Here is a 17,941-nt window from a genome sequence, read left to right on the forward strand (position 1 = left end):
TATAATAATATGACAATTTACATTATTATTATACCATTTCCAACAAAAAAACACTACATTGCTAATTAGTTACATGAGCTATGCCCGCGGTGGTTTTTATGAGCGAAGCTAATTTAATCCTTCTATGGCATTTTTAGTTTTTATATTATTCTATATACACGATATTTCGAATAGATTAAAATAGAGGAATGAATGTAATGACGTTTTCCTCTAAAATTAACTAAGGAGATGTTGCTTTGAAAAACAAATCTAAGCTACTATTTTGTATAATTATTTCAATAAGCTTTATTTCGCAGGGTTGTAGCAAAAAAGCTGAATCTATTGCTACGCCAAACCAATCAAACCCTAAAAAAACAGAATCCGCTGTAAAGACCTCACAAAAGTACTTCTCTCCTTATACGGGTGAAGCGGTAAAAAAAGAACTATTAGATAATATTGCTGTGCTTGTGGTAGTAGAAAACTCAGTAGCTGCAAGACCTCAATCGGGTTTGGATGCTGCGGATATAGTTTATGAGACCATGGCTGAAGGTGGCACACCTAGATTCATTGCATTATTTCAAAAAAACAATGCTGAAAAGGTTGGACCAATTAGAAGTGCCAGGCCTTACTTCTTAGATATTTCAAAAGAATATAACCTGCCCTTTGCTCATTGTGGTGGAAGTTCGGAAGCTCTTGTTAAAATAAAAAATGAAAACTTAATGAGTATGAATGAAATGACACATGCTTCTGCTTATTGGAGAGATTCGCTGCGAAAGGCTCCTCATAATCTTTATACCTCCACAGAAAAATTAAGAGAACTTGTTAAAAGAAAAGATTTTGTCAAAGCTCCTACTGTAAAATTAAAATTTGACAAAGGCTATTGGGATAACGCTAAATCACCGAAAGCTATAGATGTACTTTTAAAAATAAACAAAAATTACAACACTAGTTACAATTATAAGGATGGGCTTTACCTCAAAAGCATGGATGGAAAATCATCAACTAATAAAGAGAATAAGCTTCCACTAGCATTTAAAACCATAGTGGTGCAAATCACCTCCATTAAAAAACAAGCAGATGGACAACATTTAGACATTTCTCTTGTAGGTAAGGGGGATGGTTATGTTATTAGTAATGGCAAATTTATAAAAATGCATTGGGCTAAAAAAGATGCCACTTCGCAAACACTTCTAACTGATGAGGGTGGTAATAATTTGCCATTAAATCCCGGAAAAACTTGCTGGAACATTGTAGATAAAAATACCATTGTAGATATTAAGTAAATTATAAGGTTAGGCGGTTACTACTATAGTTGCTATATTAATTATTTAGATTGAATTTTTTTTTTTTTGAACCTTATAATATAAAAAAAGACTTGCCTCGTATAATGAGACAAGTCTTTTTGTTGTATTTCGATTAAGCTTTTTGAATTTTTCCATCAACTTCTTCCTGATTAGTTGTTTCTACAATATATTCCTCATCAAAATATTCTTCTTCAATATCTTCTTCAACAATATCATTGCAAACCTCAGCTTTAGTTAAGCATATTAAACATTTTGAAACTTTTTTGTTTACTACACCCACTCCTAATAGAAGAAATGCGATACCTCCATATATTGCAACTGGTTCAAATATTCCTGGCAACAATTGTGATGGCACTAACGCATCTCTTACAGTAGCGGCAGAATAACCCTGAGCTACTGCTTGATTAAAGTTAGTTCTATATAAGAAAACATTATTAACTAATAATGCAACTCCCATAATTGCAACAACTGAAGCGACAACATACAACGTAATTGAAATAGCAGATTTTCCTGATTTTTTAGACGCATTTTTTGCTTTGATTTTCATAGTAATTCGTCCCCATTTCCGCCATTAAAGGCTATATTATAATTTCGTTTTAATACTGATATTATTTTTCAGCACTTTTGCTTCTTTTAATAATAGTAACAAATAATTGTTGCATTTAAGTGTCAATATTGTGAACAATTTATAACTAGGGTTTCCAAGTTTTAAACCCATCCTCCATTAATAATACATCTAAGTGTTTTGAAAGAGATTTCCACTCACTTTTTAAACAATGATATGCTTCTTTACCGTCATCACTTAAAACGTAAAACTTACGTGGGCGACTAAAACAAACTCGATTTGTACTACAAAAAACAAAATATAAAATGTTTAAAACATAAATAACCTATATTCGGCCCCTACAAAAGACCATATCGCCAGTAATGGTACTATTATCTAGCATATGTTCCATTTTTATCCGTATATCACCTATACCCCAATATTGACAGACCTGTCACATTTATTCTCAATTTATGGAGTTTTGTAAACAGACAATCCTATGATACCATATAGGTTGTTAGTTTTAATTAATAAAATTTGACTGACATTCTATTATTTTATTGAGGAGAGGTTATATGTTAGAGTTTAGGAATATAAGGAAGGTTTTCAAGGGCAAAACCGTAATTAACGACATTAGTTTTACTGTAAATAAGGGAGAATTTGTAGTTATAGTAGGACAAAGTGGTTGCGGTAAAACCACAACCTTAAAATTGATTAATAGGTTAATTTCACCAACGTCAGGGAGCATACACTTGGATGGTAAAAATATATTAAAGGGTGATACAATTAAGCTACGACGGAATATGGGGTACGTCATACAGCAAACAGGACTTTTACCACATATGACTGTAGGAGAGAATATTGGAATAATACCAATGCTTGAAAAATGGCCAGAAGATAAAATACTTGACCGAACAACTGAACTTTTAAAGATGGTAGGAATGAAGGCAGAAGAGTATGTTGATAGATATCCATGTGAATTAAGTGGAGGTCAGCAACAAAGAATTGGGGTAGCAAGGGCCTGGGCAACAAATCCAGATGTAATTCTTATGGACGAGCCTTTTAGTGCCTTAGATCCAATTACGAGAAATCAGCTTCAAGATGAATTGTTTAATCTTCAGCAAGAGTCTAAAAAGACAATAGTTTTCGTAACTCATGATATGGATGAAGCCCTTAAGCTCGGTGATAGAATTTGTATTATGAAGGACGGAAACATTGTTCAGTATGATACTCCAGAAGAAATTTTAAATAATCCTGCTAATGATTTCGTTAAAGAATTTATAGGTAAAAATAGAATATGGCAGCAACCAGGGTTTATAAAAGCTAGGGATATTATGATTACAGAGCCAATTACAACTAGTGGCAACAGAACAGTAGTCCAAGCTTTAGAAATCATGAAGGCAAACAAAGTGGACAGCTTATTAATTATTAATAAAGAAGATAAGCTGGAAGGAATCATTACAATAAAAGACATTATAAGGAATTATATAGGTTCTATAAAGGTAAATACTATTATGGGCACAGAAATTAAAACCGTTAATTTAGATGACTCTTTAATAGATATATTAAATCTAATGAATGAACTTAAAATTGGATATGTTCCAGTTGTAGATGACAGTTCTAAATTAGTTGGATTAATTACTGAGAGTAGCTTGTTGATTGTTTTAAGCAATCAGTATATTAACCAGGAGGATGATGAATAATGGGCATATTAAATGGAATAGTTAGTTTTAAAGACTTCGTAGTTTCAAGGCAGAGTCAAATAATAGATTTAACACTTCAGCATATTGAATTAACCGTATTTGCTGTGGTTATAGCCATAATTATTGGAATCCCTTTAGGTATATTAATATCTAGAGTTAAGAAGTTATCGGGGCCCGTTATAGGTTTTGCGAATTTAATACAAGCAATACCTAGTTTAGCTTTATTAGGGTTTTTAATACCAATACTTGGAATAGGTAGTACGCCAGCAATACTTATGGTATTTTTATATTCACTACTTCCTATTATAAAAAATACCTATACTGGACTTATGAATATAAATCCAGATGTAATCGAGTCATCTAAAGGCATGGGTATGACAAATAAACAAGTACTTAAATTAGTTCAATTACCACTTGCGTTCCCAGTAATTATGACTGGTATAAGAATATCAGCAGTTACTGCTGTTGGACTTATGACAATTGCAGCATTTATAGGTGCAGGCGGACTTGGATATATGGTATTCTCAGGTGTGCAAACGGTAGATAATAATATGATTCTAGCTGGAGCAATTCCTGCATGTTTATTAGCACTGTTAATGGACTCTATTGTAGAGAAAATTGAACAAGGGGTAACACCTCCAGGAATCAGAAAAGCAGATGGAACAATTAAACTGTCTAAGAGAAAAAAACATAAGTTTAGTAAAACGCAAAAAATCATAGCTAGTAGTTTAGCCATGATACTGATAGCTAGCGGTGTGTATATGTCCACTAAAAAAACTGACACTATTGTGGTAGGTTGTTACAACAGTTCCGAACAAATTATATTAGGTAATATACTAGCAACACTAATAGAAAAAAATACAGATATCAAAGTAGAGACACATTTAAATTTAGGAGGATCAGGACTCGCTTATTCTGCATTAAAAACTGGTGAAATAGACATGTACCCTGAGTATACTGGAATGAGTTTAGTCGGTATTATGAAGAGGTCCCCAATTAATGATCCAGCTAAAGCTTATAAAATTGTAAGTGATTATTACATTAAAAACTACGGTATAACTTGGCTAAAACCCTTTGGTTTTAATGATACTTATACATTATCGGTAGGACAAGACACTGCTAAAAAATACAATCTAGAGACCATTTCAGACCTTGCAAAAGTAGGAGGCGAGCTTAATCTCGGTGCTACATTAGAATTTTGCAATAGAGCAGATGGTTATTCAGGATTAACTAAAGTATATAATTTGAAATTTAAAAGTGCTAGCGCAATTGATGGAGGACTTCGGTATGCAGCCTTAGATAATAAAAAAGTAGATGCTATAGATGCTTTTAAAACTGAAGGGTTATTAAAGTCATATAACCTTAAGGTTTTAAAAGATGATAAAAACTTCTTCCCAAATTATGATTGTGTACCCATAGTTAGTAGTAAAACTCTTGAAAAACATCCAGAACTTAAACCTTTAATTAATAAATTAGGCGGCAAGATTACGAAAGAAAAAATGATAGACTTAAATTATAAAGTTGATAAGCTTTCCGAAGAACCAGCAAAGGTTGCCGAAGACTTTTTGAGGGAAAATAAATTGATTAAGTAGTATATAAAGTTATAGAATATCTTTTATAAGAAGAGGTATAGCAAAATTTTGCTATACCTCTTCTTATAAAAGATTATTTAGACATGAAGTTTTTACCACGGTGCATATCAATTTCCTCTACCTTTATTACTTTGAGTGAATCGCTAGCATCTTTTTCTAACGCTAATTTTCCGTACTTATTTACTTCATTTTTATCTCGTGAACCATGTTTAAGGGATGCTGCTCCACCTATGCATCCACCAGAACAAGCCATGCCTTCTATGAAATTGCCGTTTGATCTATTAAATTTCAATAATTTCAAGGCTTTATCACATTCAATAAGGCCGTCACAGCTAATAGGTTTAAACTCAACTGAAACATTTTCAGCATCAACTAAGTGTTTTACTGCTTCGGTAAGACCGCCAGCTTTAGCAAAAATCCTTCCATAATAAGAAGCATTATTCAAAGGAAGTTCTTCACACTCTTGAAGATCTATTTCAAATGCCTCAAGCATTGCCTGAAGTTCTTCAAAAGTCATTACATAATCAGTAATGCCTTTTATATCTGATTGCTTTATTTCCATTTTTTTAGCCGTACAAGGTCCAATAAATACAACTTTAGCTAAAGGATCTGTATTTTTAATGAGCTTAGAAATTGCTATCATCGGAGAAACTGTGCTTGATACATGTTTACCGAGCTCTGGGTAATTTTTCTTGATATATGAAACAAAAGCTGGGCAACAAGAGCTTGTCATAGTTTTGAGCTCCTCGATAGTTTCTATAAATTCTTTTGTTTCATTTTGAACTACCATATCTGCACCAATAGCTGCTTCTACGACATCATAAAAGCCCATTTTTTTTATACCTGAAAGTACTTGACCAATCTTAACATCGGTAAATTGACTAGCGATTGCAGGCGCAACGACAGCATATACATGCATATTTTTATCTTCTTTTGATTTTATTAATGCATTAGTAATATCTACTACTGATGATTTATCCATAATTGCACCAAAAGGGCATTGATAAACACAAGCACCGCATTGTATACATTTATCATTATCTATTACTGCTTTTTTATCTTCATCAATACTTAATGCGCCTGCACTGCAAGCTCTACGACATGGTCTCATAACATCAGAGATTGCGTTGTACGGGCAAGCAGCTTCACATTTGCCACATTCAATACATTTTTCTGTATCAATGTAAGATCTACGATTTATAGAGTGAATTGCATCCACAGGGCATACTTGAATGCATTTGTGTGTTAAACAACCTCTACAAGCTTCGGTAACCGTGAATCGTTGTATGGGACATTCATCACAAGCAATACTTATTACTTCAATAACATTTTTGTTTTTTTTACATCCGCCCATTACAAGTTTTATTCTTTCCCCAATAATTGCTCTTTCCTTATGAATACAACAACGAGTTCTTGCTTTAGGGCCTGGAACAAGAACCTTAAATAGATTTCTACCTTCTTTTTTTAGAGTTCCTTTAATCGCAAGTTTAACTACCTCTGTTATTACCTCATATTTTATAAGTTGTATATCATTATCAAATTGCTTCAAATTTATCACTTCTCCTATTTTTATAATGTAAAGTACGAATATCAAATTCTAGACACTTTTAAAAACGTGTAAAAGATATTCAATTCCTATTATCGAGAATATATATATGTATTGTTCCTAATAATTGGTTTTAGTTACATTAAAATAATATCACTATGTTAAGAAATCAGCAAGTGGGCCCCTCAAGTACCCACAATACCTTTCCTTGACAAAACACCATTGTTATAATAAGTTCTAAACTTCTGGTTTATTTTTTATTAATTCCAATATACATTCTATATCCATAAATTTAAAATATAATTCTATAGTAAGCTCATCTAATACAACTACATCATATTCATTATTTTGTTTAATCCTAATTTTTTCTGAGTGCTTAGCAAGTAAAATTTAAACGTAATATGAAATATGTAATGAAATTGTAATAATTCTGTAATCTCTTAAATTAGAATAAGTAGTATTATAAATGTATAGATACGACAACATTTTACATATGAGATGATAATATTGCAAATTTTGGACAAGTTGTATTTGATTGTAATTTTATTCAGTGTTTATTATTTGCAAATAAGCTGTTAAGGAAGTGTTAAATAAGTGTTAAATATTAATGAAAAAAAGAGACTTAATAAAAGAACTATAAAAATAAATTTATTATCTGGCTGCATTTTTTTAATTTTAATAGGTGCTCTTATAATAGGTAAAAATTTTCTTAAAGAAGAAGTTAAAGCTGAACCAGTTACTGCTACAAATAATAATGCATTACAGCATAATAATGAAACCAGTAATAAACCACCAAAAAATTATACCGTAAATAAAGAAGGACAAAAGTACATTTATGATGCTACAAAGGTAAATGCCATAGTAAATTACAAAGAAAAAAATGATGGTAAGAAGATAGCATTTCTTACCTTTGATGATGGTCCATCTACCACTGTAACCCCCCAAATACTAGATATTCTAAAAGAGTATGACGTTAAAGCAACATTTTTTTTGATTGGAGAAAATATAGAAGAGAATGAAAAAAGTAAAGAACTTGTAAAGCGTGAATTTAATGAAGGACATGCAATAGGCAATCATACTTATTGTCATAGCCTGAATGTGTTGTTTCCTAACAACAAAATTAATATACCTGTTTTCATGAATGATGTGAAAAAAACCGAGGACGCTTTAAAAAATATTCTTGGCCAGGATTTTAATACAAATATTTTAAGGGTGCCAGGAGGATATATGTCCAGGACATATTATAAAGATCCAACTTTACCAGAGTTTGATACAATATTAAAGAAAAAAAACATGGTTAGTATAGATTGGAATGCTCAAATTAAAGATGCGGAAGGTAAGCGCAATAAAAGTCCAGAAGAGTTCCTTAGCATATTAAAGGAAGAGGTTGGGACAAAAGAAAAAGTAATTATATTGATGCATGATACTTATGGTAAAATAGGAACTGCTAATGCATTACCTCAAATTATAGAATATTTAAAGGGTCAAGGATATGAATTTAAAACAATAAAATAAGTGCTAACGCGACTAGTCGCGTTAGCACTTATTTTACTTTTTTTTGCCAATCATCCACATAACTACCCGTAGCCCAATGAGCCATTACTGGCAGTTCTCCTGATTTAAACTTCAAAGTTAATGATTTTTCTCCAAGGTTATATCCTTTTATAGTAAAAACCATTAATTCTGTATTGGTTAGAACAACAACAAAGTCTCTATTAGGTGAGGAATAAGCATCCACTGCACTAGGAACCTTTGTTTTTATTACGTTAAAAGAAGGAAATAAATTATCATAGGTAGTTAATGATTTAGGTGTAGCATAAGGAATATCAAAATCTATAAATGAATTCTTACTATTTATTTTCGTTTCCATTCTTCCCCTTAGTATCCATCGTCCACTCCTTCTTATTACACCCCAATTAGTATCCACTTTTTTTAGATTTTCATCTTTAATGTTTTTAGGTGCGTTTAAAAGTGTACCTGCCAAAGTAGACTTTTCTATTTCCATTCCCAGTATGCTTGTAAGTTTTATGGATTCTCCCAATAGATTATCCATAGGAAGAATTTTAAGCTGATTATTAGTGTATTTATTTTCTGAATAATTATTATTTACATCCTCTAAAGTATCAATTGAAACATAATTGCTACCTACAAATTTAATAGCCATACTACCTTCCGTTTTGGTATACTTTATTTGTTTTGAATTTGTATTTATCGGATTAATTGGATTAATTGGATAAGACCAAAGTACATCCTTAGCATCTCCATTTTCTATTTTCTTACTTATCCCTACCTTCCAAAATCCATCTTGCCTTGGAAGTAGCAAATCTTTAGTTTCCACAATGGGTAGAATTTTATCATTTACCGAACTAATCATTAAGGTTTTATATAAATATTTGCTAAGCCCATCTTCCGCTTTAGGGTTTTCATACCTTAGTCCAAGTAATAATCCTGACTTAGATCTTATTTCTTTTTCTGCCTTACTGATTAAAATTTTTGTGTTATCTTCTTTATCTTTATCATATGAAGGCGTAGTACTAGAATCTTTTACTTTATGAAAATATAATAAAATGCCCTCATAATTTTTTATTAAAGTTACCTCATCCAACTTTATGTATTCATCGAAAAAAATATTATTGGAGTTAATGGTTATAATTTGCACATCATCATTTTGTATTCCTAAACTTTTAGCACTTATTTTTACAGTATTCCAAAAATAGTTTTTAGTATTCACGGACTTAACTTTATATTGAGGATTATTAGAGATGTCACCATTAAAGTCAACTGTATCTTCACTAAAATAAGCACTCTTTCCAATTAATTCTTTTGCCTTTTTATCATCTATTGTAGCTCCACCAATAGAAACATATTTTTCTACTGTCCAGCTTCCTCCTATAGGAGACACCTTGAGTTTTTTATGTAATCCCTGAGAGTTTAAATTTAATCCTGCATACTGACTCCATATAAAAATTATAATAGAAAATAAAACAAAAAATAAACATAACGCCTTTTTCACTGCGAGCCACCTCTTATATATTTAAATTTTATTATTTCTTATGCCAACGGTAAGAATATTCTAACATCTGTACCCATGCCGTGTTCACTTGAAATCTCAAGTTTACCATTGTGCATTTCTACGATTTCTTTACAAAGAGAAAGTCCTATTCCATTTTGTGACATACTTGTTCTGCCTTTGAAAAATTTTTCTGTGACTTTAGGCAAATCCGCCGGTGAAATTCCTATTCCATCGTCCTTTATAATAATGCAAATATTATTACCGGCAATGCATGCTTCGAGTGTTACATTGCCCCCTTTTTTTGTAAAATTAAAGGCGTTATCTAAAACGTTAATAATAACTTGATTCACCCTTTTTTCATCTGCAAAAACTGGAGATAAAGCTTCTTGTATTTTAACAGTAAAATTAATATTGTGACGTATTGACTTGGGCATAAACTGTTTTTCTATATAGGCTATAATGCTTTGAATATTTACATATTCTTTTGTAAGTGGTACTTTTCCAGATATAAATTTAGAAAAGTCCAACAGTTCTTCCACCATTCCTGTAAGTTTATCGCTTTCCTTTTCTATGATGCTAAGTCCATCTAGTATTTCTTCCTTATCTTCTAAACTACCAGAACTAATAGTTGCAGCCCAACCTTTTATCGATGTCAACGGAGTTCTAAGTTCATGAGAAACCGACGCAATAAATTCATTTTTCAACTTTTGATTTTTTTCAATTTCTTCTGCCATAAAATTAAATGTATCGGATAGTTCTCCAATCTCATCATTTCTTATTTTTTCTAGTCTTTCATTGAAGTTTCCAGACGCAAATTTCTTAGCTAGGTTTTTTATTTCCTCTAAGGGTTCCACAATAGTATTAGATATAAATATACTAGAAACACCAGAAATCACAATTACAAGAGCCCCAACTCCTAAGAAAAGAAATGTTATTTTACGAATCAGTGCATCTACCTCAGATAATGAAGTAACAAAACGCAGTACACCCTCTATTTTATTAGAGGATTTTAAGGGGCATGAAACGTACATAAAATTTTCTTTTGTATACTTATCTTTCTTAGTAAAGGTCCCAAGTCCCCCCATCAATGCCTTTTTTACATCATCGTCTTCAATAGGTTTCTCATTAAAATTACCAATTGAATCCATTAGCATCATTCCTGAGCTATCAATAATTTGGACCTCAGCAGAGGTGTTTTTCCAAAAAATATCAGCATTATTCTCCACATTTTCCTTTAAACTTGATGAAGAAAAATAATTATTATAAAAATCAACAGACCCCTTAATTTGGCTCGAAAGCAAAGACTCCATGTTTTTGTAGTAATATTTCTCTATAGAAACCGTAAGAAAAACTTCTAAGGTAATTACCGTAAAAAAAATCACTAATAGATAACTCCAAACAAGTCTGGCTTTTATTCCTCTCAAAATATCACCTCTTTTTCCATCTATATCCAACGCCCCATACTGTTTCTATATATTTGGGCTTAGAAGGAGTATCTTCAATTTTTTCTCTAAGACGTCGTATGTTAACATCTACAATTTTAGAGTCTCCAAAGTATTCATAATTCCATACTAAGTTTAATAAATCATCTCTACTAAAAGCTTTTTCCTCATTTTCCATGAAGGCCTTCAGAATCAAGTATTCTTTAGGAGTTAAATCTAGAAGCTGGCGATTTTTATATACCTTCATTGAAACAGTATCTATGATGAAGCACCCAGAGATTAATCGCTCAGGATTTTTCTCTTCACTATGACTCATTCGTCTAAGTAGAGAATTTGCTCTGGCAATAAGTTCTAAAGGATTAAATGGTTTTACCATATAATCATCAGCACCATACTCAAGGCCCATTATTTTATCCATATCTTGTCCTCTAGCAGTAAGCATGATAATACCCAAATTCGGAAAATCAGCCCTTAACAATTCACAGGTTTTAAACCCATCCATACCAGGAAGTGTTATATCTAAGATTATTAAATCTGGTCGCTCCTGGTGGACTTTTTCTAAACCTTCCTCTCCAGATACAGCTTCAAGCACTAAAAAGTTATTTCTTTGGAAATTAATTTTAATAAACCCTCTAATAGATTCCTCATCTTCTATAATGAGCACTTTTTTTTCCATAATTTCACCTCTTACAATGAAAGCAATATTCTACTACAATCTGCTTTACATATTATTAGCTTTAATTATAACATAATGCAGCTATGAAATATTATAAGTAATAAACCTGTGAAAGTGTAAAAGATAAAAATACACCTACTGCGTATAAATGTAGAAGTAAATGAGCGTCAGCTTTAAACAAAATAATTAACATAGCAGCAGCTGACCCTAATACTATTATTCCATTTGAAAAGCTTAGCCTCTTTCCTCTTTGAGAAAATTGCCTTGGAGCATATCCATCCTTTACCATTATAGAGAGTAACAGTGGTAGACCTGCATAGGCTGTATTTGCAGCCATTACTAAAATTAATGCAGTGGTAACTTGAATAGTGTAAAACATAATGCTTTTTCCGAAAACTTGTTGAGCAATTTGAGCAGATACTGTCGCATCAATCAATTTAGCTTAAATCAGAAAGAGGTATAGCAACATCCTGCTATACCTCTTTCTTTGTAACTCTTGTATATAATCCTAAAAAGATAGGATGTCCATTTAAACAAACATCCTATTATAATTATTTATTTCATTGGCAAGTTATCTTTTATATTACTCTTAGCAAATATTTTTGTTAAATGTGTTATGAAAAACCCAAAAATTATAAATCCTACTGGCCCACCATAATTCTTTAATATTGGACCTATCGCTTCTTTGAAACTTGTAGCTCCTGCAATATCTCCCCAGCCAGCGCCAAAAAATGCTAATACACCTAATATGAAAACAACAGTTGAAGATGTAACTACAGCTGTTTTTGATTTTAGCATTACAAATGGAGGTACATTACCTTTAAGCCTAAATGTTAAATATGCGGCTGAAAGAACAATATAAGGTATTGCAAGGCATAAACCGGATAAATTAGTTAATGTGTTAAAAAAAGCATCTATTGAATTCAATCCTATTAGTGGTACTATTATTAATACTGATAGGATTCCACATTGAACCCAAAGTGCATTAACTAGTGTTCCATCTTCACGTTTCTTAGTTAAAAATTTAGGAAAGGTGCCACTCGGAACCTCTGAGAACATAGCCCTGATTGGAGATTCTAACCAAACCACAAATGCGGCTATTGACGATACGGTTAAAATAAAAGCATATATTTGGACAAATATTTTACCATTTAAGCCCCAGGTTTCTGCTAATATCTTATAAACAACATAACCTGCATCCTTAACACCAGCTTTGGTTATTAATTCAGGTGATGCAACTAAGCATATTGCAAGTGATCCTAGTACATACGCTCCAGCTATAAATGTAGTTGCTATAATAACTGCCCTTGGGAAAACTTTTTTAGGATTCTCAACATCTTTAATATAAGTTCCTGCCACCTCAGCCCCTGCAACAGCAAGAATCAGCCATGAGAAAGTTGAAAAATAATCAGCATCAAACTTGGGTATAACTGTTGCTTTTGTGAAGGTTGTAGCTGATGGTTGTTTGCCAACTAATACTCCAACAACTGCAAATAATATAAATATAACTGTAACTGCTAAAGTTAATTTCCCACCTAAATCACTAATTTTCGAAAATCTTTTAACTCCAGTTGTAGCTATATAGGTTAATAGTACTGCTAGTCCCAATCCTATCCAAGGTAACATATATGCATTGGCATCGTTGAATCTGTTTTCACCAAAAAGAGTCCATGATACCATGACTGGTATTCTTGCAAAAACCATTTGCAAATAGAATAAATTAGCAACAAAGTATGACCATGTACCTATAAACGCCCATCTTGGACCAATTGAGCATTCTATCCAGGTGTATAACCCTCCCTCTTTGTCTTTATTAGAGGACGCTAACTCTGCTATCATTACTGATAAAGGTAGGAAGAATAATAAGGCAACTATAAGCCATGACGGAATAGCTGCCGGCCCGAGTGCCACTGCATTTGAAGCAATATTGCCAAATCCAAATGTTGGAACAAAAATTAACATTACCAAAGTCCATAATCCAAGTTTTTTTGTATTATTCATAATTTACCTCCCTAATTTTAGAGGTTAGTGCAATCACTAGCCTTATTTTATACAATTATACCAATATTAGTCACATATAATCAACTACTACTTTCGCTTATAAACCAATTGTTTGATTTTATTGTAAAAAATGCACCTCTATAGTCCTTAAAATACGATAATAGCAACCATAATGGCCTCTGTCTTAGTCCTATAAATTATAATGTAATTCTTTACGCTAAATAAACTTTATGTTATATTTACTTTAGTTTAACATGCTCATTAACGGTACATAGATGCCCTACATATATATAAGTAAGAAAAAACAATTAACTCAGATATGGGAAATATTTCTAAGATTTTTCCTGAAAGACAAATTTAATTTTAAGAGGTGATATCGTGGTTAATAATAATAATAATAATAATAATAATAATAATAGGTCTATCGGAGTTATTGACTCAGGAATAGGAGGTTTATCAGTTGTTAAAGAACTTCGACTTCTCCTGCCTTATGAGAATATAATATATTTTGGAGATAATAAAAATGTACCCTACGGGAACAAAACAGTAGGCGAGATTACGAGTTTAACAAAACGTATGATTGATTTTCTAATTAGTAAAGACGTAAAGGTAATAGCAATTGCTTGTAATACAATATCCAGTATAATAGAACTATTTAGTATGGATTATGACATTAAGATAATTGGTATTATTAATCCTGTTATTGATACTATAAGCAAAAGTACAGACAAAGATGCTGTTGGTTTAATAGCTACATGTTTTACAGTAAATACTCATTGTTATAATAAAGCTCTATTAAAAGTGAATAGCAAAATAAAAATTATATCAGAGGGAAGTGCAGAACTAGCAGAAATTATTGATAGTTCTGATTATAAATCTGAGGCTGTAAAGTGTATAGTAAAAAATCATATCGGAACTATTATTACTAAAGAAAATGTTGATACTATTATTTTAGGATGCACTCATTACCCACTAATAATGGATATATTTAAGGAATGTTATCCCAATATAAACTTTATAAATCCTGCTTTACAACAATGTGCTGAGTTAAAGCAGTATTTACAAGAAAATAATATTATTAATAATGATAAGACTAACGGTTCATTTGAGATTTATACAACAGGCGATATTAAAAAGTATGAAAAAGGTGTGGATTTATTAGCACTAAGAAATCCTGACAATATCATAAAATATATTGAAGAGAATTAATTATATAATAGAAAATAAAACAGGCAAGTTCCTTAGGATCTTGCCTGTTTTTAATGTACCTTATAAAAAATTTGAAATTTTATAACTTCCATCACTGTTATCTTCACTCTCATCCTTCTTTGTTCTCACCTTACTCACACTTTCTAATGACTCAATATCAGAATGTTTTTTAAGAACTCGATCTTTTATACTATGACTTTCTGCTATATTATTTAGCACCGCTATCGCATTATCTTTTTGGTTTTTATCACGATCTTCATTATAATGTATATTATTATTGTGTGACATAAAAAAACCTCCTCTTTTTTTTAAATTTCATACTCTTATTTTAGGCTTTTTACCTTGTTGAAATACTATGAAATTCTTGGGATTTATATGAACTTGATAATGAAATAATGGTTATTGCTAAAAAAATTATAACCTAAAAAAACCCGTAGAAATCAATCTACGGGTTATCCTCTATTTTTTTCTTTGCTTTTTTTTTGTAGCTTTTACCTGCTTTTTTTTGTTTTTATTTTTATTCATCTTGTTAATTCCTAGCATATATTGAGACTTAGACTCAATACTCTCTCTAGGAAAACATCTCCAACACCCTAACTCTTCTATAGTATCCTTAAGAAATGAATACCCTTCCTCTTTTAACTTTGGAAATTTTTCTTTATCATGGATTTTAATAGCCCCATCCACTTCTTCTAAAGAAATGCACTCCTCATCTATTAGTCCATCTTTATAAGCCTTTTTTATGTGTTCATATAATTCACTAGGACCCGCTTCACAAGAATCATATATAAGTTCATTCCAAACTTGTGAAAATTCCCGTTCAAGTTTCTCTTCAAATAAACTTTTGTAATATTCAATAACTTCACTTTGTGATATAACTCCTTCGCCCAGAAGTACAATAAAGGATTTAATCGCAGCACTTCTAACATATTCATTAACACTGCTATCTTCTACTAATTTTTTTATTGGATCCATATCGCTTCCACAAACTGATGCTAAAATTTTGTGTAAATCCTCTGTAAGAAAATCACCAAAAATATCGTCTGAAATTTCATTTGGTAAACTAATTAAATCTATAATCGGCTCAATACTTTGCTTTTCTTTAAACTGTGCTAACAAGAAAATGGCATATATATGCGCAAAATAATTAGTTTTTTCTAAAATCTCTTGATAATTTTCTTTGGCATTCTTTAATATCTCAAGTAATTCAGGTATGAACTCTTCTTTGTGGTTAATTATTTCCTTCAATTGTGCTTCTGGGAATTTCCCATTATTATATTCAATTTCTTTAAGTAATTCATTCATAAAATAAAACTCCTTCTTCATTTTATTCGTTACTAATGTATTATCTTATAATTTCTTTATAATATCAATGCTTTTTATATTTTCAAGGACTCTCTATCACCAAGTACATTTTCACTTTCCCTAATAACTTGGATAAGGGCATCAGCAATCTCTTTATCGAACTGATTACCGCTAGATCTACTAAGCTCATCGATAGCGTCTTTATAAATTTTGCTTTTATTGTAAGGTCTGCACTACGAAAAAAATAATGAGGTCAGTAAAACTGACCTCATTTCTTTATTATTTTTCTCTTAGACATTTTGGTTCTACAGGCTGATAAGTAAACCACCAGCATGCTGAAGAAGCTACAGAAGTCGCCACAAATGTAGTTACCACTGCAATTAAAGTGAATAGGTGTTTATTTATTTTCTTCATACTAATTTTACCTCCTTTTCTTAATATTTATGATTTAAAAAGGTATCTACTTTGCCTATTAATAAGTGTGCTGGAGCTGTAAGCGTAAATGCTTGCCATAAGATGCCTGAATATATGCATAGAGCATAAAAAAGTAGATTTATTCCACCACTATTTATATACAACAGGATAATAAATACTGAAATGATTAAATAAACACTTAAAAGTATTGTAGATCCTTTTTTCATCCGCTTTCTTTTTTCTTCTTTTACTATAGGCTTTGAGGCACTGTCCACTGGGGCTAATTTGTAAATTATGTAATAGGACCATATAAAAATCAATGTTCCTATTATTATAATTAATTTTAAATTAACCACTGAGCTCATTAAAAGCGATATTAATACCGCTTCTCCTACACATACAATTGTTCCTATGAAAGTGCAAATTCCTGGTGAACTTGCATGAACTCCTCCAGAATATTTTCTAAGAATACTTGCTGTAAAGGAAATTATTAGAGCTTCAAACGCTACATGAAACAACAATCCAAATAAAAATACAATAATTATAGAAATAAACATCTGCATTAAAGCAAAAGTGCCATAGGCAATTACCTCTCTATTATCCTCATCAAGGGATAATTCTAATGCTACTTTATTAGCAATATTATCAGATAATTTCTCCATTTATTACCTCGCTCATCTTTTTTCTTCTAGCAACATATAAATAATATGTTGATACTATAATTGCAAAAACCAACAATGATGGAATTCCATATAATGTTTTTAATAAAGGTTCGCCTAACACATATATAAGATCTGCTTTAAAGATATTATCAATTATAAAAACATTAATTCCCTCACAAATAAATTCCAGAATTACTGTCATTATGCCTGCTTTTATGGATTTAATTATACTAATTTTATTTATATTAACCGTTAATACAATAATTACTATAATATTAAGAATAGCATGTACCCCATATTGAATTGGTAGTAATCTTATTAAATAAACTGCTATAATAAAAATAATACTTGATATTATATATCTTTTTATATTAATAACAGTCTTTGAAAATACATATACTGCGAAAAAAATTAGAACTCCTTCCGGCAGACCTCTAAATAAAAACTCTAACAACGTTATTTTCAACATATTTTACTTCTCCCCTAACACCCTTCTAAAATATCTATGTATATATTGCCAATTATATCATTAATATTACAAAATAGTATAT

At 31.2% G+C, this 17,941-nt stretch carries 17 protein-coding genes and 1 pseudogene; 5 read left to right on the top strand and 13 right to left on the bottom strand.

All coding sequences use genetic code 11. From position 1 onward, the window contains the following. Window positions 1-236: 236 nt before the first annotated feature. Window positions 237-1,262 carry a DUF3048 domain-containing protein gene (locus ACWJKP_RS17800; RefSeq protein ID WP_165413312.1) on the top strand — a complete coding sequence of 342 codons (1,026 nt, stop codon included), beginning with the start codon at window positions 237-239 and terminating at the stop codon, window positions 1,260-1,262. A gap of 133 nt (window positions 1,263-1,395) precedes the next feature. On the opposite strand, the gene ACWJKP_RS17805 is transcribed toward ACWJKP_RS17800, so the two are convergent. Beyond that, entirely contained in the window at window positions 1,396-1,830 is a 435-nt protein-coding gene (locus ACWJKP_RS17805; protein ID WP_224578746.1) for a hypothetical protein, read from the bottom strand. A 572-nt stretch (window positions 1,831-2,402) separates the two neighbouring features. Between ACWJKP_RS17805 and ACWJKP_RS17810 the strand changes: the two genes are divergently transcribed. Together ACWJKP_RS17810 and ACWJKP_RS17815 are read left to right on the top strand one after the other, a co-directional pair. Further along, window positions 2,403-3,530 (top strand): ABC transporter ATP-binding protein, encoded by a 1,128-nt coding sequence (locus tag ACWJKP_RS17810; RefSeq protein WP_165413311.1) that lies wholly within the window; start codon window positions 2,403-2,405, stop codon window positions 3,528-3,530. Further along, window positions 3,530-5,122: an ABC transporter permease/substrate-binding protein gene (locus ACWJKP_RS17815; protein WP_165413310.1), complete on the top strand. Its 1,593-nt coding sequence runs from the start codon at window positions 3,530-3,532 to the stop codon at window positions 5,120-5,122. The genes ACWJKP_RS17810 and ACWJKP_RS17815 overlap by 1 nt, the downstream gene beginning before the upstream one ends. 73 nt (window positions 5,123-5,195) lie before the next feature. Here the strand turns inward: ACWJKP_RS17815 and ACWJKP_RS17820 are convergent, their stop codons facing one another. Continuing rightward, on the bottom strand, window positions 5,196-6,671 hold the full coding sequence (locus ACWJKP_RS17820; protein WP_187351429.1) for a 4Fe-4S dicluster domain-containing protein: 1,476 nt from the start codon (window positions 6,669-6,671) through the stop codon (window positions 5,196-5,198). A gap of 234 nt (window positions 6,672-6,905) precedes the next feature. Then, window positions 6,906-7,058: a cob(I)yrinic acid a,c-diamide adenosyltransferase gene (locus ACWJKP_RS17825; protein WP_165413331.1), complete on the bottom strand. Its 153-nt coding sequence runs from the start codon at window positions 7,056-7,058 to the stop codon at window positions 6,906-6,908. A 204-nt stretch (window positions 7,059-7,262) separates the two neighbouring features. Between ACWJKP_RS17825 and ACWJKP_RS17830 the strand changes: the two genes are divergently transcribed. After that, window positions 7,263-8,183, top strand: a complete 921-nt coding sequence (locus ACWJKP_RS17830) for a polysaccharide deacetylase family protein (protein WP_165413308.1) — start codon at window positions 7,263-7,265, stop codon at window positions 8,181-8,183. A gap of 28 nt (window positions 8,184-8,211) precedes the next feature. Here the strand turns inward: ACWJKP_RS17830 and ACWJKP_RS17835 are convergent, their stop codons facing one another. The 5 genes and pseudogenes from ACWJKP_RS17835 to ACWJKP_RS17855 form a co-directional block, all read right to left on the bottom strand. Next, window positions 8,212-9,681: a hypothetical protein gene (locus tag ACWJKP_RS17835; protein ID WP_462961337.1), complete on the bottom strand. Its 1,470-nt coding sequence runs from the start codon at window positions 9,679-9,681 to the stop codon at window positions 8,212-8,214. 38 nt (window positions 9,682-9,719) lie between these two features. After that, a complete protein-coding gene (locus ACWJKP_RS17840) occupies window positions 9,720-11,105 on the bottom strand; it encodes a HAMP domain-containing sensor histidine kinase (RefSeq protein ID WP_165413306.1) in 1,386 nt (461 codons plus the stop codon). Window positions 11,106-11,109: 4 nt separating this feature from the next. Further along, complete coding sequence (locus ACWJKP_RS17845) at window positions 11,110-11,799, bottom strand: response regulator transcription factor (protein WP_165413305.1); 690 nt, start codon at window positions 11,797-11,799, stop codon at window positions 11,110-11,112. A gap of 106 nt (window positions 11,800-11,905) precedes the next feature. Further along, window positions 11,906-12,229: pseudogene (locus tag ACWJKP_RS17850) on the bottom strand (amino acid permease); the annotation flags it as partial. A 125-nt stretch (window positions 12,230-12,354) separates the two neighbouring features. Beyond that, entirely contained in the window at window positions 12,355-13,800 is a 1,446-nt protein-coding gene (locus ACWJKP_RS17855; protein ID WP_165413303.1) for an amino acid permease, read from the bottom strand. A gap of 378 nt (window positions 13,801-14,178) precedes the next feature. Here ACWJKP_RS17855 and murI point away from each other — a divergent pair, with 378 nt between their 5' ends. After that, window positions 14,179-15,009 (top strand): glutamate racemase, encoded by an 831-nt coding sequence (gene murI, locus ACWJKP_RS17860; RefSeq protein ID WP_165413302.1) that lies wholly within the window; start codon window positions 14,179-14,181, stop codon window positions 15,007-15,009. 60 nt (window positions 15,010-15,069) lie between these two features. Here the strand turns inward: murI and ACWJKP_RS17865 are convergent, their stop codons facing one another. The 5 genes from ACWJKP_RS17865 to ACWJKP_RS17885 form a co-directional block, all read right to left on the bottom strand. Further along, the gene (locus ACWJKP_RS17865; protein WP_165413301.1) at window positions 15,070-15,297 is read right to left on the bottom strand and encodes a hypothetical protein; all 228 of its coding nucleotides are present in this window, start codon (window positions 15,295-15,297) and stop codon (window positions 15,070-15,072) included. 171 nt (window positions 15,298-15,468) lie between these two features. Beyond that, complete coding sequence (locus ACWJKP_RS17870) at window positions 15,469-16,314, bottom strand: DUF1186 domain-containing protein (protein WP_462961338.1); 846 nt, start codon at window positions 16,312-16,314, stop codon at window positions 15,469-15,471. Window positions 16,315-16,593: 279 nt separating this feature from the next. Then, window positions 16,594-16,728 carry a cyclic lactone autoinducer peptide gene (locus ACWJKP_RS17875; protein WP_165413299.1) on the bottom strand — a complete coding sequence of 45 codons (135 nt, stop codon included), beginning with the start codon at window positions 16,726-16,728 and terminating at the stop codon, window positions 16,594-16,596. 20 nt (window positions 16,729-16,748) lie between these two features. Next, window positions 16,749-17,390: an accessory gene regulator ArgB-like protein gene (locus tag ACWJKP_RS17880; RefSeq protein WP_165413298.1), complete on the bottom strand. Its 642-nt coding sequence runs from the start codon at window positions 17,388-17,390 to the stop codon at window positions 16,749-16,751. Next, a complete protein-coding gene (locus ACWJKP_RS17885; RefSeq protein WP_165413297.1) occupies window positions 17,374-17,859 on the bottom strand; it encodes a hypothetical protein in 486 nt (161 codons plus the stop codon). The genes ACWJKP_RS17880 and ACWJKP_RS17885 overlap by 17 nt, the downstream gene beginning before the upstream one ends. Between the last annotated feature and the right edge of the window lie 82 nt (window positions 17,860-17,941).

The organism is Clostridium sp. CM037 (assembly GCF_055081095.1).

Bases quoted from the DNA above. Each gene is read 5' to 3' on its own strand.
- ACWJKP_RS17805 (WP_224578746.1), bottom strand. From the start codon at position 1,830: ATGAAAATCAAAGCAAAAAATGCGTCTAAAAAATCAGGAAAATCTGCT.
- ACWJKP_RS17810 (WP_165413311.1), top strand. From the start codon at position 2,403: ATGTTAGAGTTTAGGAATATAAGGAAGGTTTTCAAGGGCAAAACCGTA.
- ACWJKP_RS17815 (WP_165413310.1), top strand. From the start codon at position 3,530: ATGGGCATATTAAATGGAATAGTTAGTTTTAAAGACTTCGTAGTTTCA.
- ACWJKP_RS17845 (WP_165413305.1), bottom strand. From the start codon at position 11,799: ATGGAAAAAAAAGTGCTCATTATAGAAGATGAGGAATCTATTAGAGGG.
- ACWJKP_RS17855 (WP_165413303.1), bottom strand. From the start codon at position 13,800: ATGAATAATACAAAAAAACTTGGATTATGGACTTTGGTAATGTTAATT.
- ACWJKP_RS17865 (WP_165413301.1), bottom strand. From the start codon at position 15,297: ATGTCACACAATAATAATATACATTATAATGAAGATCGTGATAAAAAC.
- ACWJKP_RS17870 (WP_462961338.1), bottom strand. From the start codon at position 16,314: ATGAATGAATTACTTAAAGAAATTGAATATAATAATGGGAAATTCCCA.
- ACWJKP_RS17875 (WP_165413299.1), bottom strand. From the start codon at position 16,728: ATGAAGAAAATAAATAAACACCTATTCACTTTAATTGCAGTGGTAACT.
- ACWJKP_RS17880 (WP_165413298.1), bottom strand. From the start codon at position 17,390: ATGGAGAAATTATCTGATAATATTGCTAATAAAGTAGCATTAGAATTA.
- ACWJKP_RS17885 (WP_165413297.1), bottom strand. From the start codon at position 17,859: ATGTTGAAAATAACGTTGTTAGAGTTTTTATTTAGAGGTCTGCCGGAA.